The following is a 26,428-nucleotide window of genomic DNA, read 5'->3' as shown; positions in this document are numbered from 1 at the left end:
CATAAACCCGCTTAAACTAGAACGCAAGGATGATTCCCGCCGTAAGGAGTCCAAGACCAAGGGCACCAAGACCAATGGCAACACCACACTTGGTGTCGCCGCTATCATTTAGACGATGATTGTCCTTCACCATTTGGCGAGTGTCGTCACTATCGAAGGCCGATAGTTTTTCATAGGCATGCTTCTTGTCGGCGGCAGAGCTCCAGTCGCGTTCCGCCAAGTACCACATGACACCACCCGCAATGAGCGGAACGATGGAACCCCACAGAAGACCGCGGCCAATGCGCCTTTTGCTGCGTTCCTTGTTAAAGGCGTTCTGGTCCTCGATAAATTCTAGATCATCCAAGACAGGCGTCATGTCGACATATACCAAGTTCGGCATGTAGGGCTTAACTTCAACCGTCACCGAAGTGTCGCGGTAGCCGACCTTGCGGAAGAACAACTGCGCCGAGACCTGTGGTTTAACACCGTCGACAATGACATCGGTCATGTAGTCCGGCATCTTGTTCAACGAAGGCGCCTTGTCCAAGTAGACTTCGACCGCTTCGGGATTCGTGTTCAAAGTGAGCCTAGTCGTGGGCCTAAGCACCGGAATCGTCACCTTGTTCAAGCTATCCGCATTGATGCGCACCACGGCAGAGCCCCACCATTCCACATCTTTCAGGACCTTCATCACCGAAATCGTGTACTTGCCCGGTTTAATGTTTCGAATGGTATCGGGCGCAACCTGCTTGAGCGGAATTCCATTCACGAACAAGGAACAGGCTTCTGGTTCCGACACGACCAGCAAATTTGCGTTTCCCGGCGGATACAGCTCAATGGTCTCTTCGACCACCTTGATTTCGGGAACCACGTAATTTGAAAGAGACAGGGGAATCATGGCAGCGTCTTCCATGTTGTAGAGACGCTTGAGTTCGAACCTGAAATATTTGATGTAGGGGTTTTTCTCCGCAGCGGCAATACTATCTGCAATTTCCTGGTTACGGATTTCCTCTTCCACCTTCGCGATTTCTTCCATTTTCAGTCGCTTTTCTTCTTTCTGAAGAGCCGTTTCCAAGTCGTCACCGGCACCATCGTCCACCGAGTCTGCCGCCGGGACAGCCTCTTCGGCATTAGCAGCCATAGAATCCTTGACCGCATCTGTCATGATGATTTCTGCGGGCTTCTGCAGAGTATCGGATTCTTCATCTTCTTCAGCGGACTCTACACCCTGACCGTTGCTTTCCTGAAGTGCCAACGCCTGCTTGTCTTCAAGACGATCGATGTGTACTTGTTCTTCCTCGGTCGGCTTTTTCAGGTAGACCGTGTCGTTCTCAATTTTCACGAAAATGGCTTCCTGTTCCACAGAATCGCCCTTCACCCAGTAACGTACCGGAACTTCGCGGCCCTTCAGCCCCTCCGACGAAGAACTCTGCACAGAGGAGGACGACTCTGTAACACTTGCTACAGAAGACGAAGACTGCTCCACAGCCTGCTGGGCATCCACATGGGATTCGGCTTCATCAGCAAACGCTGTAGCAGCCGTCAACAAGAAAAACAACGAAAAGATGATTCGCTTAAACATACCCTAAAGATAAATAAAAAAATAAAGAAAATTAGGCTTTTGAGCATAAAGAATGTATATTAGGAGCAAGAACAAAAATGGAGATAAACCATGGACACCCTTCTTATTGTGGGAATTATCATCGCGGCTATCGCCGTCATCGTTTTACTCGCCTTTATCGGCAAGTTCTTTAGCCTGTGGCTGCAGGCTCTGTTTTCAAAGGCAAACGTGAGCATTTTCCAGCTCATCGGCATGAGGCTCCGTAAGGTACCGCCGCAGGTGATTGTGGAAGCTCGCATTCTTAGCTGCAAGGCAGGCCTCCCGGTAGACACGAACCTGCTGGAAGCCCACTACCTTAGCCGCGGTAACGTGCTCCGCGTGATCCAGGCGCTCATCGCCGCGAACAAGGCAAATATAAAGCTCGACTTCAAGGAAGCGGCCGCCATTGACCTTGCCGGCCGTAACGTGCTCGAAGCCGTGCAGATGTCCGTGAACCCGAAGGTCATCGAGACCCCGAAGGTTTCCGCCGTGGCACTCGACGGTATCCAGCTGCATGCCATTACCCGCATTACCGTGCGTGCAAGCATCCAGAAGCTGGTCGGTGGTGCCGGCGAAGAAACGGTCGTTGCCCGTGTGGGCGAAGGCATCGTGTCTTCCATCGGTTCTGCCCAGAGCCACAAGGAAGTTCTCGAGAACCCGAACATGATTTCCAAGAAGGTGCTCGCCTCCGGCCTCGACGCCGGCACCGCATTCGAAATTCTCTCTATCGACATCGCTGACGTGGACGTGGGTCAGAACATTGGCGCCATTCTTGAAACCGACCGTGCCGAAGCCGACAAGAAAATTGCACAAGCAAAGGCCGAAGAACGCCGCGCCATGGCATACGCCGCCGAACAGGAAATGAAGGCGAAGGTCATGGAAATGAAGGCAAAGCTGGTGGAAGCTGAAGCCCAGATTCCGATGGCCATGGCTTCGGCCCTTCGCGACGGCAAGCTCGGCGTAATGGACTACTACAACTTGAAGAACATCGAAGCCGACACGCAGATGAGAAAGGAAATCGGAGCCGCTCCCGAAGCGAAGTAGGTTCGAGTAGAGCACTATGGAAACTCTCATTTTCATAGCGATTGCGGTCATCTTCACGATCATCCAGAAAAAAGCCGAAAAAGCGAAGGAGCAACGCAGACTCCCGCCAAGGCAATACACGGATGAACCGAATGAAGAGGATACGCAGGAGTCGCAGGAGCACCGCCCCCCGCGCTCTTTGCAGGACTTGATTCGTCAATTCGAAGAAGCCCAACGGCAAGCGACGCAGGGCAACATCGAACCGCCGACTCCCCCTGTGCAACACAGGCAAGTAGAGCAGCTTTCGCTCCGCGACATTGCCGAAGTCGTCATCCAGGTGGACTTTATCAACTTGGAATTCCTGATGGATGAGTTCAACGTCGATGAAAATACCGCCGCCGAGATGCTGATGGCCCTGCAGGACCACCGCATCGTAGGCCACGATATGGGCGAAGGCGACTGCGATGTACTTGTGCACGACATGGAAGAACTGGACAACCTGCTGAACCGCGAAAAGCATGCCGAAGAAAAGCGCAAACAACAAGAGAAAGAGGCCAAGCTCCATGCAGAACGCGAACGGAACGAAGCTCGCAGGCGCGAACTGGAGCGTCAGCAGGAATTAAACGAGCTTGAAGACCGCGCAAGGGCAGCTCGTGAATCCGCCGCCGCAATCTCCAGCATGGATTCGACCGAAGGGTCTGCAGCCGAAATCCTTGCAACACGAAAGCCCGCCGTATCCGTAAAGGATATCGCCGATGTGCGCAAAGGGTTCATCTGGGCAAAAGTCTTGGACGAGCCGCGCTTCAAGAAGCGCTGGAGCGCCCAGTACCGCTAACGCTCATCACCTATAAAATTCAAAAGCCTTCGGAACAAACCGAAGGCTTTCTTTTGTACTTTGCAATTCTTCTTATTTACCGAACCACTTAACGGAAAGTTCCACAAACTTACCATCTCTCTTCAATTGATTCAGAACGCTGTTGATGGTATCACGTAGCGACTGGTCCTGCTTGCGGAATCCCACCGCATAGAACTCATTGTAGGAACCTTCATCAAGAACGGTATACGCCTTGTCATGCAAATTGTTCCAGTACTTCACAAAAACTTCATCGGCATATACTGCATCGACTTTTCCGCTATCCAACGCATCAAATTCGGGAATCAGGTCCTTAAACAGGACAATCTCATTCGCGTCATCATCCACTTCGATTTCGTCCAACAAGGTCTGCGCCGTCGAAGCTCTCTGCACACCGAGCCGTTTTTCCTTGAGCATGTCTATGTGTTCCAGGGACTTGTCCTTAACGACGAAAACCATCCGGTTCGTAAGGTAAGGGTCACTCAGATTCATCGTTTTCGCACGGGCACTATCAACGCTCATGCCATTCCAGATGCAGTCGATTCTGCCCGAATACAGATCTTCTTCCTTGTTAGCCCAAACAATCTCCTGAATTTTAAGCCGAAGTCCCAAGCGGGAACACACTTCTTTTGCAAGGTCGATATCGAAGCCGACTACATTGCTGTCCTTGTCAACAAAAACCATCGGCGGAAAAACAGCCACAGACCCTATGACAAGGACTCCCGAAGATTTCACCTTTTCAAAAGACGGATCAACACTAGAAGATTCCACCTTTTCCTTGCAGCCAGAAAGGGTTGCCGCAAGGGCTATCATCGAAACCGCAACCAAGACCTTTTTCATACACACTCCCCTTATTTACCAAACCACTTCATTGAAATATTCACAAAGCGACCGTCCTTCTTCATGGTATTCACGATTTCGTTCACCGCATCGCGCAGGGCCTGATCGCCCTTACGGAAACCAATGGCAAGTTTCTCATCTGAGCCGACATCTTCCAAAATCACAAATTCCTTGTGATTTTTCAATATCCAGTATTTCGCAAACACCCCATCTAAGTACACCACGTCGACACTGCCGTTTTCAAGCCCCGCGAGGGCCATCTGGTTGTCATCAAAGTAAACTACTTCTCTCGCCGATTTACCCACTTCAGAGGCCGCAAGGAATGTCTGCGAAGTAGAGCCCTTCTGCGTGGCGATCACCTTGTCCTTAAGGGAATCGTAATTGGCAAGCGAAGAATCTCGAACCACGAAGAACATGCTGTTCTTCAAGTAAGGGTCGCTCAGGTTCATGGCCACGGCACGGGAGCTGTCGACACTCATGCCGTTCCAGATACAGTCGATGTTTCCCGAATTAAGTTCCTGTTCCTTGGCATCCCAGGAAATCGGCTTGGTTTTAAGCTTTACCCCTAGACGAGCACAAACTTCGTTCGCAAGATCGATGTCAAAACCAACAATGTTGCCATTTTCGTCACGGAACCCCATCGGCGGATAGGAATCGTCGAGGCCAATTACCAGTTCTCCCTTGGAAAGCACCTTTTCGAGAGACTTGTCGGAATCACAACCAACAAGAAAAGCCGACATCAAAAAAACGGATAAAACTGCAAACAAATTTTTCATACATTCTCCTTTCTATTCATAAAATATATACAAAAAAGAAAAAAAGTTCCCATAAAAATAAATTTATGGGATTTTACTAGAAATTTGTGCAAAATTGTGTAAAAAATCAGGCTACGTATCCTAAAGGCGTTATTTTCTTCGACAATAGTTCCGGTGACTTCGGCCTTGATTTTTCCGTCATCATACCTGTCAATATATCTTTGGGATTTCCAGTGTTCCAATATGTTTTGACATATCTAGGGAACTCATACTCCGCTTCTAAGACACCTTCTAATTCAAAGTTGCTTTGCCCATCAGGCGAATCGTAGGCGATAGAAACGACAGGCTTGTTCTGTCCGTCTTCCCTTTTGAACAAAGTGTCTATCCTGCCATCCGTGGCATAGTAGTAATATTCTCCCGGAACAGAATCGATGACACCCTTGAAAATGGAACGGGAGAATTTCAACGATTTTAACGAAAAAAGGCTGCAGCAAAGGAATACAGGAATTCCTGGATTCCATCCGCATCAAGCCTTTGAAAACCTGCTCAGGAACTGCGCGAGGCGTTCGTTACCCGATTTGCGGAACACGTGGTCGGGAGTTCCCTGTTCCACGATGACGCCGCCGTCCATAAAGACAACCTTGTCTGCCACGTCGCGGGCAAAAGCCATCTCGTGAGTCACGATGACCATGGTCATCTTGTCTTCGGCCAGTTTCTTGATAATCTTGAGCACTTCGCCGGTCAGTTCCGGGTCCAGCGCAGAGGTCGGCTCGTCGAAGAAAAGAATCTTCGGGTTCATCGCGAGGGCGCGGGCAATGGACACTCGCTGCTGCTGGCCACCGCTGAGCTCGCAGGGGTAAGCCTTTTCCTTGCCCTCAAGGCCCATGCGTTTGAGCAAGAATCGTCCCATGGCGCGGGCTTCTTTGCGGCCATCTCCCAATACGCGCACCGGAGCGAGACAAAGGTTCTGCAGCACCGTCAAATGCGGGAACAAGTTGAAGTTCTGGAACACGAGCCCCGTAGAAAGTCGAATATCGCGGAGCGTTTTCGCCGGCGCGTACTTGACCGCCGGGCCCTTTGCCGAATCATTCGGCACCACCATGTCCTTGCCGTCGACCTGCACAAAACCGCCGTCAACCGTTTCGAGCTGGGTAAGGCAACGCAAAAGCGTACTCTTGCCGGAACCGCTAGGCCCGATAATCGAGAGCACCTCCCCCGCCTTCAAGTCAAACGAGATATCCTTGAGCACATGCAAGTCGCCAAAGGACTTCTTGACATGTTCTACCTTGAGGATCGGCGCAGATTCATTCACGTTTTCCATTCCACGCCTCACTTATAGTAATTGAGCTTGCGTTCCACGTAGGCGAAAAGCACGCTCAGCAAAAGGTTCGCCACATAGTAGAACACGCCCGCCACGAACAGCGGATAAATACTCGCATAGGCCGCCTGCTGTTTCTTGGCCAGCGCAAAGAGTTCCGTCACCGCAATCACCTGCGCAAGGGAGGTGTCCTTCACCAGGGTGATGACTTCGTTGGCGCTTGCGGGAACCACGCGCTTTACCACCTGCGGCAAGATAATGCGGAAGAACGTCTGCGTACGGGTCATGCCCAGCATGTAGGCCGCCTCGTACTGCCCCTTGGGTATGGACTGGATTCCCCCGCGGAAAATTTCGGCAAAGTAGGCCGCATAATTTATCGAGAACGCCACAATCACCGCCGGGAAGCGGTCAAAGGAAAAATCCACGCCCGCATATTCGCTCAGGTAGTAGGAGCCGAAATAAATCGCCACAATCTGGAGCAGCAAAGGGGTGCCGCGCATCACCGAGATGTAGAACGACACCGGGTAACGCACCACGCGCCACTTGCTCATCTTGAGGACTGCGATGAGCAGGCCCAGCGGAATCGAGAACAGGAGTGTAAGCCCGAAAATGGCGAGCGTCGTGCAGAAGCCGCCCCAAAGGATAGGCAAAAGCGTTGACAATTCCGACATGAATAACCTCAGAAGCGCACTGCGCTGAGCTCATACCTCAAAGCTCCCGTAGGGAGCGACCTCACACCTATTTGCCGAACCACTTGGCAGAGATTTCGTCGAACTTGCCGTCGGCCTTCATGGCAGCCAGGGTGGAATTCACGGCATCACGCAGGGCCTGGTCCTTCTTGCGGAAACCCACGGCGTAGACTTCGTCGGAAAGGCCTTCCTCGAGCACCGTGTAGTCCTTCGCGTTCGTCACAATCCAGTACTTGGCCACGATTTCGTCCAGGAACACGGCATCCACGCCGCCCTTGTCCAAATCCATGAGCGCCGTCTGGTTGTCGTCAAACGGAACAATTTCCTTGGCGGCCTTGCCCGCTTCGGAGGCATCCAGCAACTTCTGGGCGGTAGAGCCGTTCTGCACGGCAATCTTCTTGCCGGCGAGGGCAGCGAGACTTGCAAGAGCCTTGTCCTTCACCGTGAAAATCATGCGGTTCTTGAGGTACGGGTCGCTCAGGTTCATCGCCTTTGCGCGGGCGCTGTCCACGCTCATGCCGTTCCAGATGCAGTCGATCTTGCCGGTGTTCAGTTCCTGTTCCTTCGCGTCCCAGGAAATCGGCTGCGTCTTGAGCTTCACGCCCAGGCGCGCACAAACTTCGGTGGCGAGGTCGATATCGAAACCCACGATGTTGTTGTCCTTGTCGCGGAAACCCATCGGCGGAAAAGAATCGTCGAGACCGAGCACGAACTCGCCCGCCGCCTTCACCTTGTTCAGGGATTCATCGGCCTGAGTCTTGGATTCCGCCTTCTGGTCGTTACAGGCAGAAAGAACCGCGGCACACGCAACCGCCGCAAACATCGCTAAAAGTTTTTTCATCTTGAAGTCCTCTTTTTGATTTACAAGAGAAATATAGAAAAAGGGCCGCATTTCAATGAATACAGATAATTGAGCAGACCTCATATTTAAGGCCTGTATGATTCAAGGAGTTCCATGACGTTGGCTGCATCCTGTTCAGCCTCATCCCAGCTCTGGTCGATATAGGGAATACCTTCGCTTCCGTAAAGTTCGATTATCGCAAGTTTTGGTCCCTTTCGGCTTTGAAAGGGACTTTTGTGGGCGTTCTCACGCGTTTTATTTATACGCCGTTCCCACCCATTCTGCTAGTTTTCCGTTTTTAGCGAGTTCGGCGGTATCCTTCATCTTGAAATTCGGATAAAGCGCTTGAATTTGCGATGCGGTTTTGCCTTCGATTTCGTTGTTGAAACCGAGAATGTAGTGCATGGCAATCATGTAGATGATTTCGGTAGGAGCTGCCCCACAGACTTGATTCTTGACGATATGCTCTAGCCTTTTCTTGTCGGCAGGGAAGAGTTTCTTCATCTTCTTTGAACGATAAAGGCGCTTGATGATTTCGGTGATATAGAGTCCTGATTTCATGTACAGGTCAGCGAAGGTATGCTCTGGGTCGTCAAAGCAGCCCGGCGTTTCCTTTTCGAGCATATCCACCATGTCCTTTACGACTTTTTTCGGTGTAAAGATTTGGTTCGTCTTCTGCGGCGGAATATAGTCGAAAATATCGCCCTTTACATCTTCCATGAAGTAGTCCGCCAGTTCCGAGCGTTTGCGCATAAATTCCTTCACGGAGTCGTTGAATACGACCGAATCAAAGAGATGACCGTCATAGTGCTTTTTCTTTCCGTCATTTTCGTCGGTGTAATCACCACCATCGCGCAGGAATTTGAATTCGTCAACAGTAATACTCGTTACCTCAAGGAAAACATTACCCGGAATGTCGCGTTCAAATGTTTCGAGAGTCGTATTGTCATTTCCGTAGGCCATCAAGAAAGAGGGAATCGTTCGTGCAAATCCACGCAGGTGGTCGCGAACCTTTTCTTCAATATCATTTTTCTTCTTTTCAATCTTGCTTTCTTCGACAGCCTTGACGGTTTCCTCTGTCGCCTTTTTCCAAATGTCCGATGTATCCGAAACGGTTTCTTTGAATTTTTTTTCAGCCGCATCCATTTCCTTCTTGAATACTTGCTGAATTTGCTTTTCTTCGGCCTTAGAATTACAGTTTTTCAACGCCTCGTCACGCTTGTGTTCCGCTGTACCGGCTTCTATCTTGAAATCGGCGGCGGCAGAACTGATTTTCTTTTGCCCGTAATTTTGCAATTTGCGCTCGAATTCCTTGGACTGAGATTTGGTCATGTCTTGGCCAAACTTGACCTTGGCTTCTTCGGCAACATCCTTTACAGAAGCATCGTAAACAGCGGTCAATTCCTTAACGATATTTTCAATTTTCGACGGCTCGTGATCTCGCAGTAACCTATTCACGTCTTTTTCGTAATCATTAGATTGCTGGGCAAAAACCGGATCACCGAACTTATCGGCGGCGGTCCCGACCACCTGTTCCGAGGGAACATCGACATTTCCATTTTCATCAAGAGGAAGTTCATTCGCCTGTTCCGGGGTAACAATATTCTTGTCCGCTTCTGCCTTGGTGACAGGATTCACCTTCTTGAGAATGTCGTTTACAATCGAAGGTGCTGCGAATATGCCACTAATGTTCTGGAAAAGGAAATTGCTCATAAAACCATGATTCACGACTTCCTTGGCGTGGATATGCCTCGGGATGGACAACACCTTTTCGGCATCCAGCTCTATCATTTCGCCATTGTCGTCTTCGCCCACCACAGGGAAGAAGTTCAAGAGTTCCAGAACATGCTTTTTGCGTTTTTCGCTATTGCCTGCACCACCGGCAGTATCCTTGTACTGGTCGTTGGCAATGGTTTCCACGATAGTCAGCGTGCGTGCCGGATCAAAATCAAACACATACGCATTGTCCTTGCGATATGTTTTGCCATCCTTATCCAAGAAAAGGCACGGATTTTGGGCACGGAATGCAGCCTGCATATACAGCGCCGGAGAGCGCATGGAGCAAAGCATCAAAACTGCAGTCCATTCGGGAATGGTCACACCCGTCGTGAGTTGCCCCACCGAAAGGGTGATAGTCTTTTCGTTTTTCTTGATTGCTTCGCGAACAGCGGTAATCGCCTTCTGATTTTCCAGTTCCTCGTCGCCATTGCCTACAGCAAGGACAACCGTATATTCCTTGAATACAGGGTGCTGTGTCAAAAGCTTTTTCAAGGCGATGGCAGAATCTACGCGGTTCAACAACCAAAACGTATGTTTGAGTTGATTCCTGAGTTCTTCCGTAGAGAACGGATACTTTTTCTGCTCCGTGAGAGCGTCCAAGAACTTCTTTACATCTTCGAGATGTTCAAAATACCCCGAAGCATTCGTCTTGAAGAACTCATTCAAGTCAAAGTAATATTGCGTTTCTTCGTCATCAATGAGAGTTCCGGCATCGGCCTTCGCTCCCATCATATCGGACATCTGGTAGGTGAAAAGATTGAGCTTCGGCAAGTCTTCGTAAGGATTTTCTACACCCTTTTCGGCAAATTCCTTTTTACGCTCCTGTTCGTCTGCGTATGTCCAGTTGAATATAGCCTCTTCGGGGAACTTGTCGGAAGCAAGCATCTTGAACGGAGTGCCCGAAAGGTTAAGCGTAAAACGGCGTTTGATGCGTTCCAAGGCAACATCCGTTTTATCGGTTTCTACGCCCTCGTGCGCCTCGTCAAGAATCAGCACATCCCAATCAAGTTCAGAAACTTCACGGAGTTTCTCGTAATCGCCACCAAAAGCCTTTGCGCCTTTAAGGTCTTGCAAGGAGATAAATTCAATGCAACCGAGCCTGTTCTTGCTTACAGCGCGAGTAAACTCATCCCTTGTTAAAACATGCTTGTATTTTTGCGGATTCTTTTTGAAAACATCCACCTGGCTTACAAAGTAATAGCCGCCTTCTGTCCCGACGAAACGGGCGTAATCATTGTACCAGCTATCGGCAATGGCCGGGCGGTTGGTCAAGATAAGAACATTCTTTGCACCAACGCGCTTGCAAAAATCGTATGCCGTAAGGGTCTTGCCAAAGCGGGGTTTTGCATTCCACAAGAATTCGGGAGCCTTGTCCTTTTTCAGAATTTTCACCAGTTTGTGGTTATCGAAATAATCGGCGGTCTTTCTGGCAGCTTCTTCCTGTTCATCGCGAAGTTCGTAGATTTCGACGCCTTCCATTTCGGTAAGGATTCCGTGATTTTCCTTAAAATCATTGAAATGATTCTTAGAAGTCTTTGCGTCAGTCTTGAACCACTCCGTTTTCGGTTTCCTTTCGATATCCACCTTGTTTGTCAGGTATTTATGGAAATCGTAATCACGGAAAGGCGTCAAGTCATCTTCGAAAACAGCCCTTCCACTCCACGCAATAGGGGCATCGGTATCGGAGGTGTGGGTTTGCTGATGAACGCGATCCTTAACAGCGTCTTTCAAGTTCTCACCAAAATTGACTTCGGTATCACCGATTTTTATCCACCCGTCATGGGTGCGGTCATTTGGAGTGGTGTATGCGTAGATAGCGCGGTTCACAGGCCGCATTGTCTTGATTTGGGTAACGTTTGACATTAGACCATCTCCTTGACGTGGGTTTCAATGAAGTCCTTTTCTTCTTTGGAGAGGCCATATTTCTTGTAGAGCTGCAAATCTATTTCGTGAACAGATTTGGTCCAGTCGATATCGGATTTAGAGGTAAAATCTTGGAGAGGAACGTATTTCCATTTTTCAGGAGTATTTGCTTGTGTTTTTTTCAATATCCCCAACAAGCATCTCGCAAATTTTGTTTTCACATATTTGGAAATTCTGAGCGCTTCCTGTTTTGACGAAAACGAGCCCATACTTAAAAAAGTTTCTGTTGATCCATCTCCAGGATAGCCTATTATAGGATCTACAATTGTTTCACCAAATTCACCTCTTCCCATTGCTCCCGATAAGAAAATTTTATACTTATCCACATTCGATACTTTATTCACATACTTCGTTCGTATAAACTTGTAAACTCGTTCATTATTTAATCTTCCTAATATTCGAATATAATCGCCTTGATTCGGTTTTTCATCAACAAAAACAAAGGGAATATTTTGAAAAACATTAGATTTTAAATCATACGCATGCCCTTTACTCATCAATTTTTCAGCCTTTGGATAATCCTTATGCAAGGCCTCGGTAAAATGATATGCATAGCTTGTAATGATTATAGTACTTAATGATTCATAATTCGCATTTCTAATAACCTTGTTCAATATGCTTTGTATTTTGCTGTTAGGAGTAAAAACACCAATAGGTCCAAATACTTTTGAGTGAGAATGAAAGGAAACGGCCACACCACCTTTGATATCCGTATTCGGGAAAATTTTGCTGCTATCTTCCTCAAAATGAAGAATCTTAAAATGTTCATCAGACAACATCTTTTTATTCCACATTTTGGGAGTAGATCCTGCATTCACCAAAAATCTAGCAGGATGAATCAGTTCAACATTTTCTGCAATTTCATACGATTCATCAATAAACTTATCATAAATTGGGGGTGCAAAAGTTTTATTATCCCCAATCGTTTCATCTTGATACGGCGGGTTTCCGATTACGGCAAAGAATTTTTTCATTTTCCATTCTCCTTTGATTTTAAAGAGTTGTAGGTCCGGCTGAAGCGTCTTCGCCAGTCAAAAATCAAGCATTCCTCGGTGGCTTCGGATTTGCAGGATTCGTTTCCCACTTCGAATCCGGGAAGCGTCATTTGTCCGCATTCCTTTTCCTTGATTTGCGGAGTCCTGCCCGTAAGGCCATCCATCTGCCAAAAGTTCCACGCAATAACGTTAGCGGCACTCCGCGCTGTCGTTCTGTCCGGTTTTTCGCCTAATTTCTTTTCCCAATGTTCTGTCCAAGACAAGAACACGTTGATGCGGGCAATCAAGAGGTTGTCCCCCTGGTACTCGTACCCGTAGCAACTTTCCAGGGAACGCATGGACCATTTCTTGTATTCGTCACCATCCGCATTCTCTTCGACCACGCGAAGTTTACGGTCCAAGAAACCAATACGATCCTTGACCTCGATAAAATTTCCATCTGTGGGGTTGTAGCGGCTCGTCACGAAGGGCGCTTCGCCGCAGGTAATTTCAAGCCTTGTCTGGTCAACGTATTCTTGCCAGGTTTTTCCGTCGCTAAATTGGATTTTTTTACGGTTCCTAGTCCAAGCCCTATCACCTTCGGTATTGAATGCTCCCGTATAGCCCAAGTAATCATCGTCCAGGGCGTTGTTCATTTGGTTACAAATCCACGACGGTGTAAAAACTTCGGCACGCTTCTTGGTGCGTTCCCTTTGGGCATCAAGGGTCTTGGCAATTCGCGGACGCACAAGCATCAGGCTCCCGCCAGTAATGTCCTTGAATTCTATTTCGCTTTTCGGGGAAATGGCGTCGTATTCGTCCGTGGCCCACAGGATATTCTTGCCCGTGGTCTTGTCCTTTAGCAATATGGGGAGAACGGCTCCTCGATACACGTCAAAGATTTGCCGGACAGGCGTGTCAGCCACAATGTTTTTCATTCCATTCTCCCGAACTTCAAGCGCAACGTTCTGTTTCGCTCCCGTTCGGGGACTGGATTACGGCGATTTCACAAAAAGAGAATACACGACGCCCTAGGCATACAATACGCCCACGCCAAAACAGGGCGCGCATGCGTCCGGATTTCTGAGTACCCTCTTATTCTTTCGTTCTGAAATTGTCGAGATTCCATGCCAAGAACAAGAGCAACTCGTGGGAATTTCTCTTGTTCTGGCATTTTACCGCACAAAAAAAGGCGTGAGGTTGAATACCCTTACGACATGAGGCTCTCGACTGCCTGAACGAATAAGGATAAACAACCCACGCCCCATAAAGGCCGATACGCACAAACGGACCGCATGAATGCGGCCTGCATAGCGAACCGTTGCCGGTACTTGCATGCCGACAGACGTGAGCGTCCATCTTATCCTCTCGTTCGAAATTGTCGAGATTTCATGTCGAGAATAAGAGAAACTCTCTATTTTCGATGAATAATATAGTCTTTTTCCACCACAGGCGGATTGGGAAAACGCAAAAATGTCCCTAATTGCAACATTAACTAAAATAGAACCGAACCACGAATCAGGTTTTGTCCCTCCCCCCACCATACGCAAAAAAGGGCCGCATCGCTGCGGTTCCTTTTAATGCTTTAGATCCTATCGGGGCTACGCCCCTCCAGGATAACATAGGGAACGAGACGCCATCTTGCTCCTTTTATGTGAAACATTTTATCTAAAAACATCACATTTTGTTTCACACAACCGCACAAATAACGCAAACTTTAGTTAGACAACCTTGAAAATCTTGTACACAAGTGCAAGATTGACTTGTTTTTCCATCCAGAATATTGTATATTAATACAGGTGTATTAGAATCAACTTCAAACGCATTTGTAGATTTCAGCAAAGCAAAGGAGCCATTATGCCAAGTACACTATTGCAAGTCAGGGTGGACGAAAAGACTCGTTCTGCAGCAGGGAGCATATACGAAAAGCTCGGCATTGACTTGCCGACAGCTGTCCGCATGTTCCTTGCCAGGACCATTTTGGAAAACGGCATACCCTTCAGCATGAAGCTCCGTCCAGCCGCTCCCGCCGACGTTCTCGAAGCCATGAAACAGGCTTCGCAGTCTGCCGCCGATGCAGGAGTCGCAGACATGTCTCTTGACGAAATCAACGACGAAATCGCACAGGTCCGAGCAGGCAAATGAAATGCTACGCAGTCATTGACACGAACGTGTTGGTCTCCGCATTGCTAAAATGGGATTCCATTCCAGGGCAGGTCGTGCAACAAACCTACGCCCACGAGATTATTCCCGTTTTCAATGATTCTATCTTACAAGAATACGAAGAAGTGCTCTCCCGTGAAAAATTTCATTTTCCAAAAGAGACTGTCGAATTTTTGCTTTCACGCTTAAAGATAATCGGTGAAAACATGACAACCGTAGAATCGCTTGTTGGCAATTTTCCAGACCTCAAAGACATCGTATTTTTTGAAGTCACAATGGAAAAGAATAAAACCGATGACGCGTTTCTTGTCACGGGAAATCTAAAACATTTTCCAAAGCACTCCAAAGTCGTCACTCCGGCAGAAATGCTGCGTATTTTGGACAACATATAATTCTTTCATTTATATGCCAAAAAGGGCCGCATCGCTGCGGTCCCTTTTTGCTAAAGGCGATCCCGGAACAAGTCCGGGATGACATTTAAGGATTAATCCTTCCCGTACACCTTTTCAGCGTAGGTCACGGTGGCGCCGAGGTATTCGCGGTTCATCTTGGCGATGTAATCCACAGTAATACCCTTCGGGCAGGCGGCCTGGCATTCGTAAAGGTTCGTGCAGTTGCCGAAGCCTTCCTTGTCCATCTGGGCGACCATGGCGAGCACACGCTTCTTCGCCTCAACCTTGCCCTGCGGCAAGAAGCTGAGGTGAGAAACCTTGGCAGATACGAACAACATAGCGGATGCGTTCTTACAGGCGGCCACGCAGGCACCGCAACCGATACAGGCGGCAGCGTCGAAGGCGCGGTCGGCATCAGCCTTGGGAACCGGAATCGTGGAAGCTTCAGGAGCGGCACCGGTGTTGACGGAAACGAAACCGCCAGCCTGGATGATGCGGTCGAATGCGGTACGGTCCACGGCGCAGTCACGGATAACCGGGAATGCGGCGGCGCGCCACGGTTCGATCACGATGGTGTCGCCATCCTTGAACTTGCGCATGTGAAGCTGGCAAGTGGTGGTCGCATGGTCGGGACCGTGCGGCATACCGTTGATGACGAGAGAGCACATGCCGCATATTCCTTCGCGGCAGTCGTGGTCGAAGGCGAAGCCTTCCTTGCCCTGCTTCATCTGTTCTTCGTTCACGATGTCCAGCATTTCCAGGAAGGACATGTCCGGAGAAACATCGTTGATCTTGACAGTTTCGAACTGTCCCTTGGTCTTGGCATCCTTCTGACGCCAAATCTTCAAAGTCAAATTCAGTCCGCTCATTATTTGTAGCTCCTAGTAGCGAGGTGGACGTTATCAAAGGTAAGAGGTTCCTTGGAAAGTTCCGGTGCGACACCGTCGCCCTTGTACTCCCAGGCACCGACGTAGCAGAAGTTCTCGTCGTCGCGCTTGGCTTCGCCTTCCGGAGTCTGGCTTTCTTCGCGGAAGTGGCCGCCGCAAGATTCCTTGCGGTGCAGGGCGTCGAGAGTGAGGACTTCGGCGAACTCGAGGAAGTCTGCAACGCGGCCGGCACGTTCCAGGTTCTGGTTGAAGGAACCTTCGGAACCGAGCACGTTGACGTTTTCCCAGAATTCGGCACGGAGGGCCGGAATCTTCTCGAGGGCGGTCTTCAGGCCGGCTTCGTTACGGGCCATGCCCACGTATTCCCACATGATGTTACCGAGTTCACGATGGATATCGTTAACAGTGCGGTGACCCTTGATGGAGAGGAGCTTGTGGATGCGTTCTTCGGTCTGCTTCTTGCAGTCTTCGAACGCGGCATCGGATTCGGAAACCTTCTCGAGCTTGGTGCCCGCGAAGTAGCCGCCGATGGTGAACGGAATGACGAAGTAACCGTCGGAGAGGCCCTGCATCAAAGCAGAAGCGCCGAGGCGGTTTGCACCGTGGTCGGAGAAGTTAGCTTCACCGAGAACGAAGCAGCCCGGAATCGTGGACATCAGATCGTAGTCCACCCAGAGGCCGCCCATGGTGTAGTGGATGGCCGGGAAGATACGCATCGGGACCTTGTACGGGTCTTCGTCGGTAATCTTTTCGTACATCTGGAAGAGGTTGCCGTACTTGGCAGAGACACCGGCAACGCCCATGCGCTGGATAGCGTCGGCGAAGTCGAGGTACACGGCCTGCTTGGTGTTACCCACGCCGAGACCTGCGTCGCAGACCTGCTTGGCGTTACGGGAAGCCACGTCACGGGGCACCAGGTTACCAAAGCTCGGGTACTTTTCTTCGAGGTAGTAGTAACGGTCTTCTTCCGGGATCTGGTCCGGAGAACGGGTGTCGCCAGCCTTGCGCGGAACCCAGATACGACCGTCGTTACGGAGAGATTCGCTCATCAAGGTGAGCTTGGACTGCAGGTCGCCGTGGCGAGGAATGCAAGTCGGGTGAATCTGCGTGTAGCAGGGGTTAGCGAACAGGGCGCCGCGCTTGTAGGCACGGAAAGCAGCCGTCACGTTGGAACCCTGGGCGTTGGTAGAAAGGTAGTAGACGTTACCGTAACCGCCGGTGCAAAGGCAGACAGCATCACCCACGTGGCTTTCGAGTTCGCCAGTGATGAGGTTACGGACGATGATACCGCGAGCCTTGCCGTCGATCACGACGAGGTCCATCATTTCGCGGCGGGGGAACATCTTCACCTTACCGGCGGCAACCTGGCGCATGAGAGCCTGGTAGGCACCGAGCAAGAGCTGCTGACCCGTCTGACCGCGGGCGTAGAACGTACGGGAAACCTGCGTACCACCGAAGGAGCGGTTGTCGAGGAGGCCACCGTATTCACGACCGAACGGAACACCCTGGGCGACGCACTGGTCGATGATGAGGTTGGAGTTTTCGGCCAAACGGTGCACGTTGGCTTCGCGAGCGCGGAAGTCACCGCCCTTCACGGTATCGTAGAACAGGCGGTAAACGGAGTCGCCGTCGTTCTTGTAGTTCTTGGCAGCATTGATACCACCCTGGGCAGCAATGGAGTGCGCACGGCGGGGGCTATCCTGGATGCAGAAAGACTTGACATTGTAACCAAGTTCGGCGAGGGATGCAGCGGCAGAAGCACCGGCAAGGCCAGTACCAACCACGATCACGGTGAACTTACGCTTGTTGGCGGGGTTCACGAGCTTGAGTTCGAACTTGTGCTTGGTCCACTTTTCTTCGATGGAACCACCGGGGATTTTAGAATCAAGAATCATTAGTGGGCTCCTTAAAATTAAGCGTTAAAAGAAACTTCGACGGTGCCAACAGAAGGAACCACATAAGAAGTCTTGGCGGCTTCCTTTTCCTTCTTCATCTGTTCGTACTGCGGCTGGAGGCTGCGGGACTTTTCGATGAGGGCCTGGGTACCCGGCTGGTTAGCGAGGTAGAAGGCAGCAACAGCGGTGATACCGAAACCGAGGGCAACGATAATGCTGTAAGCGATACCGGCGATGTCGATAATCGGGGTCCACTTCTGGTGAGCAATGCCCATGGTCTGGAAGGCCGAAGAAATAGCGTGGAAGAGATGCATACCGATCACGAACATGCTGACCACGTAGAATGCAGCCCAAGCCGGGTTAGCAAACATTTCGATGGTGGTGAGCCACATGTCGCGGACGATTTCGCCCTTGTCGTTCAGGTACAGGTAGTGTTCACCGAACTTGAGCATCATGAGGTGCTGCACGAGGAAGCCGAGAATGAAGAGACCGGACCAGATCATGGTGAAGGTCGCAAAAGTCTTCTTGCCCTTGCGAGCGTTGACTTCGTAGTCGATGCCACCGCGAGCCTTCTTGTTCTCGATCTTCAGCTTGATAGCAAGGAAGATGTGGAGAGCGAAAGCAGCCACCAGCACCAGTTCGACGAGATAAATCATCTTGATCGGGAAGTGGAGCGGGTTGAATCCGGTCAGGAATTCGGTGTAGGCATTGTAAGACGCCTGGGCCGCAGCCTGATCGAAATTCAGAAGCTGGAAGTTACCACACATGTGGCCGAAGATGAACAGGGCGAGGAACGCGCCTGTGCATCCCATGATCTGCTTCTTACCGATGGAAGAGGTAAGATACTTGACGATCCATTGCATTGAGTTGTGTCTCCTTGAGGGGGGTTATTTTTGAAACTTAGAGGACGCAGCAGGCCTTGAGGCTCGGCATTTCGTAAGCGTAGCGTTCGTCTTCCTTGAACCAGAAGTCCAGTTCGCGCTTGGCGGATTCGGGACTGTCGGAGCTGTGCACGACGTTTTCGGTCATGGAAGGGGCAAAATCGTAGCGAAGGGTACCGGGTTCCGCCTTAGCCGGATTGGTTGCACCGTTGATGGCGCGGACCTTGGCAATGGCATTTTCGCCGCCGAGGGCGAGCATCACGGACGGGCCCTTGGTCATGTAGGCTTCCAGTTCCGGGAAGAAAGGCTTTTCCACGTGTTCAGCGTAGAAACCGCGAGCATCAGCAGAAGTCATCTGGTGCATCTTCACGGCGCAGACGGAGAGGCCTGCAGCGATGTAACGGTCGATAATGCGGCCCATGAGACCGGATTTCACGGCATTGGGCTTGATCATTGCAAATGTCATTTCCATAGTAGGTACCTTTTAGTTAAAGATGTGAGAAATATAGATTTTAAAAAGTGGTTAGTGGTTAGTGGTTAGTGGTTAGGAGTTAAAATAAAAGTGGTTAATGATTAGGATTTAAGAAAAAATGGTCGATAATTAGAGGTTAGGGAAAGCAATAAAACATATTGATATCTTACCCCTGTTCACTAACCACTGTTTACTAGCCACTACTCGCGAAGCGAGCTACTCTTCCGCCTCGATTTTCTTCATCAAATCATCGGCAAGTTTGCCGTTGCTCTTGATATTATCGACTAGCCACTGGGCAGATTCCTTGAGTTCGCTATTCGGATACTTCTGGAGGAACTCTTCAAGCACTTCGAGCGCCTTGTCATTCCAGCCCAGGTTTTCGTTGAGCATAAAGCCGCGACTGAACATGGCCTTTTCGGCATTTACGCTATTCGGCCACATGGTGTAGAAGGCGTAATACTCCCCTTCTGCATCCATAAACTCTTCGTTTTCGCCTTGGGCCAAGGCCATTTCATAGGCAACCTTTTCGAACAAACTATCCACATCGGCGTAGGCATACATGACCTTGCGGTACTCATAGTAGGCAGCAGACCTATTCCCAGCTTTGTACAGCGAGTCCGCTTTCGGAACCAAGATACTGGCAAGCATTTCTGGTTTGTATTCCGTTTCGGTTGTGTTGTACAAGTGTACATCAGCCTTGTAATAGGCTTCAGCAGCAAAGCGGTCCTGCATCAACCTGGCGACTTCCTCAGAACGTCTCGCGTAAATGGCAGGCACACTTTCTTCGTATGTTTTTCCAGCATAAAAAACACGGTAGCACATATAGTATTCATGGGCATACATGTTCTTTGGGAAAGCGGCAACCTTGCGCAAATCATCCTTCGCCTGTTCATAGGAATACCCCACATGAATCGGACTGCCCACGCGATCGTACAGAGCCTTCAATGTATCTTCCGGGATATCTTCGCCACTCAGCTTCTTTTCCATATAGCGTTCGCAAATGTAATCCATGCGGCTAGAACGCCTAAGGGCTCGGTATTCCCAGCTGTGGTTCAACTTGGACTTCTTCGCCATCTCAGCGAAAGCCATGTTTTCAGCAATCATCGACACAAGGCGCTGATGCAATTGGAAATTCATAGCTCGGCGGAAGAACTTTTTGTTGTAGCGATTCAAATCTGCTTCCGTGAACACAGGCTCGCCAGCCTTGGTAATCAGGACCACCGATGAGTCAACATCAAAATAGGTTCCCGACTTGACTCCATTTGCAATACCCGCGTCAACGCGGTCATACGGCTTGAGACGGGATGCATCAAGAGATGCCAGGTAGAATACATGGAACTTTTTGTCGGCGGAACCAAGAACCGGAGTCACAAAGCCGGGCTTTTTTCCTTCCAGCGTTGCTGCGAGATTTGCAATCTGCCCGATGCCATGCGGCAGCACATAATTCTGCTTGACATGGCCAACATAACCGCTGTCCTTAGCCGTTTCGGCATTCTTGCTCTTTGTGGCGGCAACCAGCTTGAACTGTTCAAGAGAAACGGTATCCGCAAACAGGGACGACAATTCCAAGGAATCGCCCTGCACATGATAAAGCTCATAACCGGGAACGGTCATAAACTGATCTTTGTGCTTTTCATAATACACCTTGGGGTCAACCGTCGGAAGTTCCGGCATACTAATCTGAGCGTTTTCCATGAAGTTCGCAGTAAGCTCCTTCTGCAGTTCCATGCGTCGGTTATCCGCAAAAGACCTCAAGGCCTTCAGGGTATCTTCAGTAGAAGGATTTTCTCCCTTCAAATTCTCTTTAAGGAAGTCTGCGAACTTATCCTGGTTCTGTGATGCATAGTAGCGGTTCGCCACATCGGGGCGCGCCATCAGGAATTCTCCCGAAGAATCCTTCGGGAACAGGCTACGGTTCATATCGTAGAACTTGCGCAATTCCGCATCAGAATAACCGATGCATTCAGACACATAATAGCGCTGGAACACCATCGTCATAACACGCGGGTCCAAATCGTCAAAATACGCCTGCCATTCTTCTTCCAATTCGGGGTATTCTGAAAGCGCCCTAGAAACTAAAGCAGCCTTGGAATAGAGCTTATCATACAGATAACGGTTCTTGTATGTTTTGACAGGTCCTTCATTCTTCAAGAGCAAAGTGTAATCTTCTTGATAGACTTTTTCATTATCGATGCGAGCAAGGAGGGTGTCCTTGTCGCCGATGCCGTTACAGCCGTTCAAGAAAAACAGCGAAGCCAATGAAGCAAGAGTTAGAAGTTTTGCCTTCATAATTCCTCTAATAATGGTTTTCGACGAATAACCTACAAAAAATTAGCCCACAAAGATACGACCATTGCGGAACAGCTGCATCCACGGGCCGTCTTCACCCCATTCTGCCGGGTGCCAGGAGTACTGGCAGGTACGGAACACGCGTTCGGGGTGCGGCATCATCACGAGGGCGCGGCCGTCTTCGGAGCAGAGGCCGTTGATGCCGAACGGGGAACCGTTGGGGTTCAGCGGGTAGCGTTCGGTGTATTCGTGCTTGCCGTCCACGTAGCGGAGCGCCACGAGACCGGTCTTCAGGCAGGCCTCGGCGGCATCCCGGCTAGCGAATTCCGCGCGGCCTTCGCCGTGTGCCACCGCAATCGGGAGCACGGAGCCTGCCATGCCCTTGAGGAGCACGGCAGGAGTGTCTTCGACCTTGAGCGTGCAGAAGCGGGCCTCGAAGCGTTCGGAGAGGTTCTGCACAAAGCGCGGCCAATGCTTAGCGCCAGGAATCAAGTCCTTGAGGTTAGAGACCATCTGGCAGCCGTTGCAGACGCCCAGCGTAAAGGTGTCCTTGCGGTTGAAGTAAGCTTCGAATTCGGCACGGGCCTTCGGGTTGAAGAGGATGCTCTTCGCCCAGCCTTCGCCGGCACCGAGAACGTCACCGTAGCTGAAGCCACCGCAGGCCACGAGACCGTTGAAGTCCTTGAGGCTTACGCGACCTTCGAGAATGTCGGTCATGTGAACGTCGATGGATTCGAAGCCTGCCTTCTGGAAGGCGGCTGCCATTTCGAGTTCGCCGTTGACGCCCTGTTCACGGAGGATTGCCATCTTCGGGCGGCTTGCGTAGTCCTTCACGACCTTTGCAGACGCCGCCACGTCGAAGGTGACCTTCGGCGTGATACCCGGATTGTCCTGTTCCAGTTTGAGCGTGTATTCGCTTTCGGCGCAATCCGGGTTATCGCGGAGGGCCGCGATGCGGCGGGTCGTGTCGCTCCAGATGGCGCGGAGATCCGAGAGGCCTTCGACGTAGTCGCCGATGACCAGGTTGTATGTATCGTTAAGAGTTGCAATTTCAGAAACCGTATCGCCGAGACCAGCGGCATCGAACGCGGCCTTAACAGCAGCGAGGTCGGCATTCTTCACCTGCAGCACGGCACCAAGTTCTTCGTTGAAGAGAGCGTCGATGAGGTTGCCCTTGAGGGCGTCGGCCTTCACCGTCACACCTACGTGGCCGGCGAACGCCATTTCGACGAGCGTCGTGTAGAGGCCGCCATCGCTCTTGTCGTGGTAGGCCATAATCTTGCCAGCCGCATTGAGCTTCTGGATGGTTTCGAAGAAGGCGCGGAGTTCCTTGGCGCTGTCCACATCCGGAGCCTTATCGCCGAGGTTGTTGTAAACCTGAGCTGCAATAGAAGCACCCATGCGGTTCTTACCACGAGCGAGGTCCACGAGAACGAGGGTCGAATCCTTGTCCTGCAGGAGCTGCGGGGTAAGCGTCTTGCGCACATCGGCACACGGGGCAAAGGCACTGATAACGAGCGAAATCGGAGCGGTCACGCGGTGGCTACCCTGAGCGTCAGACCACACGGTGCTCATACTCATGGAGTCCTTACCCACCGGAATTGTAATGCCAAGTTCCGGGCAGAGTTCCATACCGATAGACTTCACGGCTTCGTAAAGGTCGGCGCCGTCGCCTTCGTAGTTCGGCGTGGCCATCCAGTTTGCGGACAAGTTTACGCGGCCCATATCAGGCACGCAAGCAGCAGCCATGTTCGTGAGAGATTCTGCCACCGTCATACGAGCGGCAGCGGCCGGAGAAATCAAGGCAACCGGAGCGCGTTCGCCCATGCTCATCACTTCACCTTCGTAAGTATCAAGCGTCGCGCTGGTCACGGCGCAGTCGGCAACCGGAACCTGCCACGGGCCAACCATCTGGTCGCGGCAAATCATACCCGTCACGCTACGGTCACCGATAGAAATGAGGAACGTCTTGTCAGCGACAGTCGGGTTTGCAAGCACGCGGTGAGCCACATCCTTGATGGAGGCATCGGCCGGAACCACGGTAGAGTTCAGCGGGCGCTTCTGGCTCTTTTCGTTACGGATCATGCGGGGCGGCTTGCCGAGGAGCACGCCGAGCGGCATGTCGATCGGAGTCGTACCGAAGTGCTTGTCAGTCAAAGTCAGGTGCTTTTCAGGAATGGCTTCGCCAACCACAGCGTACGGGCAGCGTTCACGCTTACAAATCGCGTCGAACACATCGAGTTTATCGCCAGCAATAGCGATAACGTAACGTTCCTGGGATTCGTTACTCCAAATTTCAAACGGGCTCATACCCGGTTCGTCGTTGGGAACGTTGCGGAGTTCAAACTTACCGCCGAGACCGCCATCGTTCACGAGTTCCGGGAAGGCGTTCGAAAGTCCACCTGCACCCACGTCGTGAATAAAGGTAATCGGGTTTTCTTCGTCCATCGCCCAGCAGCGGTCGATGACTTCCTGGCAGCGGCGTTCCATTTCGGGGTTTTCGCGCTGCACGGAGGCAAAGTCGAGAGATTCGTTACCGGCACCGTTCTGCACGGAGCTGGCAGCACCACCACCGAGGCCGATAAGCATCGCCGGACCGCCGAGCACAATCAGGTGGTCACCCGGGTCGATGTGGCCCTTCTCGATATGCTGGTGCTTGATGTTGCCGAGACCACCGGCCAACATAATCGGCTTGTGGTAACCGCGGACTTCCTTGCCGTTCTGGGCATCGACTTCCTGTTCGAAAGTGCGGAAGTAACCGAGGATGTTCGGACGGCCGTATTCGTTGTTGAACGCGGCACCGCCGAGCGGGCCTTCAATCATAATGTCGAGGGCGGAAGCAATGCGGGACGGGCTACCAAAGTCCTTTTCCCACGGCTGGACTGCACCCGGCAGTTTCAAGTTCGAAACGCTAAAGCCAGTAAGGCCGGCCTTCGGCTTGGACCCCTTACCCGTGGCACCTTCGTCACGGATTTCACCACCACTACCGGTAGCGGCACCCGGGAACGGAGAAATGGCCGTCGGGTGGTTGTGGGTTTCGACCTTCATCAAGATGTCGACTTCTTCGTTATGGAAATCGTACTTGTTGTTGCGCGGGTCGGCGTAGTAGCGGCCAGCGACAGCGCCCTTCATCACGGCGGCGTTGTCCTTATAGGCGCTGAAGATGTTGGAATTGTGGAGCTGGTAGGTGTTCTTGATCATCTGGAACAGGGACTTGTCCTGCTTCACGCCATCAATCGTCCATTCGGCACCGAACACCTTATGGCGGCAGTGTTCCGAGTTGGCCTGCGCGAACATGTAGAGTTCCACGTCGGTCGGGTTGCGCTTGAGTTCGGTGAAGTTCTTGACCAAGTAATCGATTTCGTCCGGAGAGAGAGCGAGGCCCATTTCCTTGTCAGCCTTCACGAGGGCGTCGCGGCCTTCGGTAAGCACCGGAATCACGTTGAGCGGACGCGGTTCTTCCTTGCTAAAGAGGACTTCCAAGGAGGCGGTGTCGGCGAAAACGGCCTGCGTCATGCGGTCGTGAATCTTGGCCGAGATTTTTTCGCGGGCACCGGCGGGCACAGCACCTTCAAACTTCACATAGTAAGCGATGGCGCGTTCGATGCGCTTGATGGCCGAAAGGCCGCAAATGTGAGCGATATCGGTAGCCTTGGAACTCCACGGGCTGATGGTACCCGGACGCGGGCACACCACGAAGAGTTCGCCTTCGAGAGCCTTGGGTTCGCGGGCGGGGCCGTAGTGCAGCACCTTCTTCAGAGTTTCGGTTTCCGCATCGGAGAGTTCGGCGGACAAGTCCACCACGTGCAGGAATTCAGCGTAAACGGAAGCGACAGAGAGCCCCGCAGCCTTGAAATCGGAAGAAAGTTTCTGGAGACGGAAATCCGACAGAGCCGGCGTACCACGAAGAATGAGCATTATAAACCTCGGTTTAAATTTTTACGCCGTAAATTTAGAAATTAGGTATGAGGTATGAGGTCGCTTCGCTTTGAGCTATGAGCTTTTATAATCGCGCCTTCGGCGCCTTGCTTTAACTCAATACTCAGACCTCAAAGCCTTGCCTAAGCAAGGCGCGCTCATAACTAAGAAACGGCCCGCAGAGCGGGTCGTTTCTTACAATTTTATAACTCGTTGAGAGTCAAAAGATTAGCGCTTTTTGCCCTTCTTGCCTTTCTTGCCCTTGGCGGCCTTGGCGGGCTTTGCAGCCTTCTTCGGTGCCGGAGCTTCTTCAACAGCCTCTTCACCTTCTTCGCCTTCGGCTTCCTCGATTTCTTCGCCCGGATTACCGACGAGAGCGTTCACATTCACAGAAACGAGGCCGGCAAGAGACTTGACTTCGGTTTTCTTGTCGACTTCGACCTTCGAGAATTTAGAAACGATGTAGTAGGCACCGGTAGCTTCAAAGCGGCGAGTCATGTTCGCAATGCTCATGGAGCCCTTGGTAGACGGGAAATACTTGGCTTCGAGGCGAGCCTGGTCCTGCGACGTCTTGACAGTCTGTACGGCTTCGCAAGCGAGCGCCCAAACGCCCTTGTTCGTTTCGATGGAATTGTTCACATATTCCATAATCTGCGAAGCTCCCTTAAAGGACTTTGCAGTCGTCTTGTCGTAGTGTTCCGTAGCCTGGGAAACATAGCTACCCTTCTGCATCAAAAGGGTCACCAACAGCAGCACCACAACCGCAGCAAGAGCAATGGAAATCGTTTTGGTATTCATAAATCATCACTCCTTATTCAAAGTGGAAGGGAGCCGGAGCTTCCAGCTTAAAGTTTTCAGCCATGTTGTAACCAGCAAGAGCCTTGTAGTCACTAGACTTGAGCTTACCCTTCACAAAAGTGAAGGTAATCACACAGTTCTTACCGCAAGCCACTT

21 protein-coding genes are annotated in these 26,428 nt (G+C 51.0%); 4 read left to right on the top strand and 17 right to left on the bottom strand.

What is annotated here, in order from left to right:
• Positions 1-16 precede the first annotated feature (16 nt).
• Positions 17-1,564, bottom strand: a complete 1,548-nt coding sequence (locus tag ACKI61_RS06995; RefSeq protein WP_407457034.1) for a hypothetical protein — start codon at positions 1,562-1,564, stop codon at positions 17-19.
• Between the two features lie 90 nt (positions 1,565-1,654).
• Between ACKI61_RS06995 and floA the strand changes: the two genes are divergently transcribed.
• Together floA and ACKI61_RS06985 are read left to right on the top strand one after the other, a co-directional pair.
• Positions 1,655-2,626 carry a flotillin-like protein FloA gene (gene floA, locus ACKI61_RS06990; RefSeq protein ID WP_407457033.1) on the top strand — a complete coding sequence of 324 codons (972 nt, stop codon included), beginning with the start codon at positions 1,655-1,657 and terminating at the stop codon, positions 2,624-2,626.
• A 16-nt stretch (positions 2,627-2,642) separates the two neighbouring features.
• Positions 2,643-3,440 (top strand): hypothetical protein, encoded by a 798-nt coding sequence (locus ACKI61_RS06985; protein ID WP_407457032.1) that lies wholly within the window; start codon positions 2,643-2,645, stop codon positions 3,438-3,440.
• Positions 3,441-3,512: 72 nt separating this feature from the next.
• Here the strand turns inward: ACKI61_RS06985 and ACKI61_RS06980 are convergent, their stop codons facing one another.
• From ACKI61_RS06980 to ACKI61_RS06940, 9 genes are all read right to left on the bottom strand, one after another.
• Positions 3,513-4,298, bottom strand: coding sequence for a transporter substrate-binding domain-containing protein (locus ACKI61_RS06980; RefSeq protein WP_407457031.1), 786 nt, complete (start codon positions 4,296-4,298; stop codon positions 3,513-3,515).
• 11 nt (positions 4,299-4,309) lie between these two features.
• Complete coding sequence (locus ACKI61_RS06975; protein ID WP_407457030.1) at positions 4,310-5,074, bottom strand: amino acid ABC transporter substrate-binding protein; 765 nt, start codon at positions 5,072-5,074, stop codon at positions 4,310-4,312.
• A 106-nt stretch (positions 5,075-5,180) separates the two neighbouring features.
• Entirely contained in the window at positions 5,181-5,519 is a 339-nt protein-coding gene (locus ACKI61_RS06970; protein WP_407457029.1) for a hypothetical protein, read from the bottom strand.
• Positions 5,520-5,579: 60 nt separating this feature from the next.
• A complete protein-coding gene (locus ACKI61_RS06965) occupies positions 5,580-6,374 on the bottom strand; it encodes an amino acid ABC transporter ATP-binding protein (protein ID WP_407457028.1) in 795 nt (264 codons plus the stop codon).
• Positions 6,375-6,382: 8 nt separating this feature from the next.
• Positions 6,383-7,042 (bottom strand): amino acid ABC transporter permease, encoded by a 660-nt coding sequence (locus ACKI61_RS06960; protein ID WP_072978795.1) that lies wholly within the window; start codon positions 7,040-7,042, stop codon positions 6,383-6,385.
• Positions 7,043-7,109: 67 nt separating this feature from the next.
• Positions 7,110-7,901, bottom strand: a complete 792-nt coding sequence (locus ACKI61_RS06955) for an amino acid ABC transporter substrate-binding protein (RefSeq protein ID WP_290740023.1) — start codon at positions 7,899-7,901, stop codon at positions 7,110-7,112.
• Between the two features lie 255 nt (positions 7,902-8,156).
• A complete protein-coding gene (locus ACKI61_RS06950; RefSeq protein WP_407457027.1) occupies positions 8,157-11,543 on the bottom strand; it encodes a DEAD/DEAH box helicase family protein in 3,387 nt (1,128 codons plus the stop codon).
• Entirely contained in the window at positions 11,543-12,577 is a 1,035-nt protein-coding gene (locus ACKI61_RS06945; RefSeq protein ID WP_407457026.1) for an Eco57I restriction-modification methylase domain-containing protein, read from the bottom strand. Before ACKI61_RS06945 ends, ACKI61_RS06950 begins: the two co-directional genes overlap by 1 nt.
• A complete protein-coding gene (locus tag ACKI61_RS06940; protein ID WP_407457025.1) occupies positions 12,574-13,515 on the bottom strand; it encodes a restriction endonuclease subunit M in 942 nt (313 codons plus the stop codon). The genes ACKI61_RS06945 and ACKI61_RS06940 overlap by 4 nt, the downstream gene beginning before the upstream one ends.
• Positions 13,516-14,434: 919 nt before the next feature.
• Here ACKI61_RS06940 and ACKI61_RS06935 point away from each other — a divergent pair.
• Together ACKI61_RS06935 and ACKI61_RS06930 are read left to right on the top strand one after the other, a co-directional pair.
• Positions 14,435-14,722 carry a type II toxin-antitoxin system RelB/DinJ family antitoxin gene (locus ACKI61_RS06935; protein ID WP_290740029.1) on the top strand — a complete coding sequence of 96 codons (288 nt, stop codon included), beginning with the start codon at positions 14,435-14,437 and terminating at the stop codon, positions 14,720-14,722.
• Positions 14,719-15,132, top strand: a complete 414-nt coding sequence (locus ACKI61_RS06930) for a putative toxin-antitoxin system toxin component, PIN family (RefSeq protein WP_407457024.1) — start codon at positions 14,719-14,721, stop codon at positions 15,130-15,132. Before ACKI61_RS06935 ends, ACKI61_RS06930 begins: the two co-directional genes overlap by 4 nt.
• A gap of 92 nt (positions 15,133-15,224) precedes the next feature.
• On the opposite strand, the gene ACKI61_RS06925 is transcribed toward ACKI61_RS06930, so the two are convergent.
• The 7 genes from ACKI61_RS06925 to ACKI61_RS06895 all read right to left on the bottom strand — a co-directional run bounded on the left by ACKI61_RS06925 (position 15,225) and on the right by ACKI61_RS06895 (position 26,272).
• Positions 15,225-16,001: a succinate dehydrogenase/fumarate reductase iron-sulfur subunit gene (locus tag ACKI61_RS06925; RefSeq protein ID WP_014547104.1), complete on the bottom strand. Its 777-nt coding sequence runs from the start codon at positions 15,999-16,001 to the stop codon at positions 15,225-15,227.
• Positions 16,001-17,914 (bottom strand): fumarate reductase/succinate dehydrogenase flavoprotein subunit, encoded by a 1,914-nt coding sequence (locus tag ACKI61_RS06920; protein WP_072978799.1) that lies wholly within the window; start codon positions 17,912-17,914, stop codon positions 16,001-16,003. The genes ACKI61_RS06925 and ACKI61_RS06920 overlap by 1 nt, the downstream gene beginning before the upstream one ends.
• Positions 17,915-17,931: 17 nt before the next feature.
• Positions 17,932-18,777 (bottom strand): succinate dehydrogenase cytochrome b subunit, encoded by an 846-nt coding sequence (locus ACKI61_RS06915; protein WP_407457023.1) that lies wholly within the window; start codon positions 18,775-18,777, stop codon positions 17,932-17,934.
• A 37-nt stretch (positions 18,778-18,814) separates the two neighbouring features.
• Complete coding sequence (gene ndk, locus ACKI61_RS06910) at positions 18,815-19,267, bottom strand: nucleoside-diphosphate kinase (protein WP_163438727.1); 453 nt, start codon at positions 19,265-19,267, stop codon at positions 18,815-18,817.
• A 216-nt stretch (positions 19,268-19,483) separates the two neighbouring features.
• A complete protein-coding gene (locus ACKI61_RS06905) occupies positions 19,484-21,556 on the bottom strand; it encodes a hypothetical protein (protein ID WP_407457022.1) in 2,073 nt (690 codons plus the stop codon).
• A gap of 42 nt (positions 21,557-21,598) precedes the next feature.
• Positions 21,599-25,474 carry a phosphoribosylformylglycinamidine synthase gene (gene purL / locus ACKI61_RS06900; RefSeq protein ID WP_407457021.1) on the bottom strand — a complete coding sequence of 1,292 codons (3,876 nt, stop codon included), beginning with the start codon at positions 25,472-25,474 and terminating at the stop codon, positions 21,599-21,601.
• Positions 25,475-25,702: 228 nt separating this feature from the next.
• Positions 25,703-26,272 carry a hypothetical protein gene (locus ACKI61_RS06895; protein WP_407457020.1) on the bottom strand — a complete coding sequence of 190 codons (570 nt, stop codon included), beginning with the start codon at positions 26,270-26,272 and terminating at the stop codon, positions 25,703-25,705.
• Positions 26,273-26,428: the final 156 nt, after the last annotated feature.

This window comes from Fibrobacter sp. (genome assembly GCF_045601785.1).
GTDB lineage: Bacteria > Fibrobacterota > Fibrobacteria > Fibrobacterales > Fibrobacteraceae > Fibrobacter.
The sequence above is the reverse complement of the archived record's forward strand: the minus strand, read 5'-3'. Positions and strand labels throughout refer to the sequence as shown.

What these genes read in the sequence shown, in the direction of transcription:
- ACKI61_RS06995 (WP_407457034.1), bottom strand. Translation starts at nt 1,564, where the DNA reads ATGTTTAAGCGAATCATCTTTTCGTTGTTTTTCTTGTTGACGGCTGCT.
- floA (WP_407457033.1), top strand. Translation starts at nt 1,655, where the DNA reads ATGGACACCCTTCTTATTGTGGGAATTATCATCGCGGCTATCGCCGTC.
- ACKI61_RS06985 (WP_407457032.1), top strand. Translation starts at nt 2,643, where the DNA reads ATGGAAACTCTCATTTTCATAGCGATTGCGGTCATCTTCACGATCATC.
- ACKI61_RS06980 (WP_407457031.1), bottom strand. Translation starts at nt 4,298, where the DNA reads ATGAAAAAGGTCTTGGTTGCGGTTTCGATGATAGCCCTTGCGGCAACC.
- ACKI61_RS06975 (WP_407457030.1), bottom strand. Translation starts at nt 5,074, where the DNA reads ATGAAAAATTTGTTTGCAGTTTTATCCGTTTTTTTGATGTCGGCTTTT.
- ACKI61_RS06965 (WP_407457028.1), bottom strand. Translation starts at nt 6,374, where the DNA reads ATGGAAAACGTGAATGAATCTGCGCCGATCCTCAAGGTAGAACATGTC.
- ACKI61_RS06960 (WP_072978795.1), bottom strand. Translation starts at nt 7,042, where the DNA reads ATGTCGGAATTGTCAACGCTTTTGCCTATCCTTTGGGGCGGCTTCTGC.
- ACKI61_RS06955 (WP_290740023.1), bottom strand. Translation starts at nt 7,901, where the DNA reads ATGAAAAAACTTTTAGCGATGTTTGCGGCGGTTGCGTGTGCCGCGGTT.
- ACKI61_RS06950 (WP_407457027.1), bottom strand. Translation starts at nt 11,543, where the DNA reads ATGTCAAACGTTACCCAAATCAAGACAATGCGGCCTGTGAACCGCGCT.
- ACKI61_RS06945 (WP_407457026.1), bottom strand. Translation starts at nt 12,577, where the DNA reads ATGAAAAAATTCTTTGCCGTAATCGGAAACCCGCCGTATCAAGATGAA.
- ACKI61_RS06940 (WP_407457025.1), bottom strand. Translation starts at nt 13,515, where the DNA reads ATGAAAAACATTGTGGCTGACACGCCTGTCCGGCAAATCTTTGACGTG.
- ACKI61_RS06935 (WP_290740029.1), top strand. Translation starts at nt 14,435, where the DNA reads ATGCCAAGTACACTATTGCAAGTCAGGGTGGACGAAAAGACTCGTTCT.
- ACKI61_RS06930 (WP_407457024.1), top strand. Translation starts at nt 14,719, where the DNA reads ATGAAATGCTACGCAGTCATTGACACGAACGTGTTGGTCTCCGCATTG.
- ACKI61_RS06925 (WP_014547104.1), bottom strand. Translation starts at nt 16,001, where the DNA reads ATGAGCGGACTGAATTTGACTTTGAAGATTTGGCGTCAGAAGGATGCC.
- ACKI61_RS06920 (WP_072978799.1), bottom strand. Translation starts at nt 17,914, where the DNA reads ATGATTCTTGATTCTAAAATCCCCGGTGGTTCCATCGAAGAAAAGTGG.
- ACKI61_RS06915 (WP_407457023.1), bottom strand. Translation starts at nt 18,777, where the DNA reads ATGCAATGGATCGTCAAGTATCTTACCTCTTCCATCGGTAAGAAGCAG.
- ndk (WP_163438727.1), bottom strand. Translation starts at nt 19,267, where the DNA reads ATGGAAATGACATTTGCAATGATCAAGCCCAATGCCGTGAAATCCGGT.
- ACKI61_RS06905 (WP_407457022.1), bottom strand. Translation starts at nt 21,556, where the DNA reads ATGAAGGCAAAACTTCTAACTCTTGCTTCATTGGCTTCGCTGTTTTTC.
- purL (WP_407457021.1), bottom strand. Translation starts at nt 25,474, where the DNA reads ATGCTCATTCTTCGTGGTACGCCGGCTCTGTCGGATTTCCGTCTCCAG.
- ACKI61_RS06895 (WP_407457020.1), bottom strand. Translation starts at nt 26,272, where the DNA reads ATGAATACCAAAACGATTTCCATTGCTCTTGCTGCGGTTGTGGTGCTG.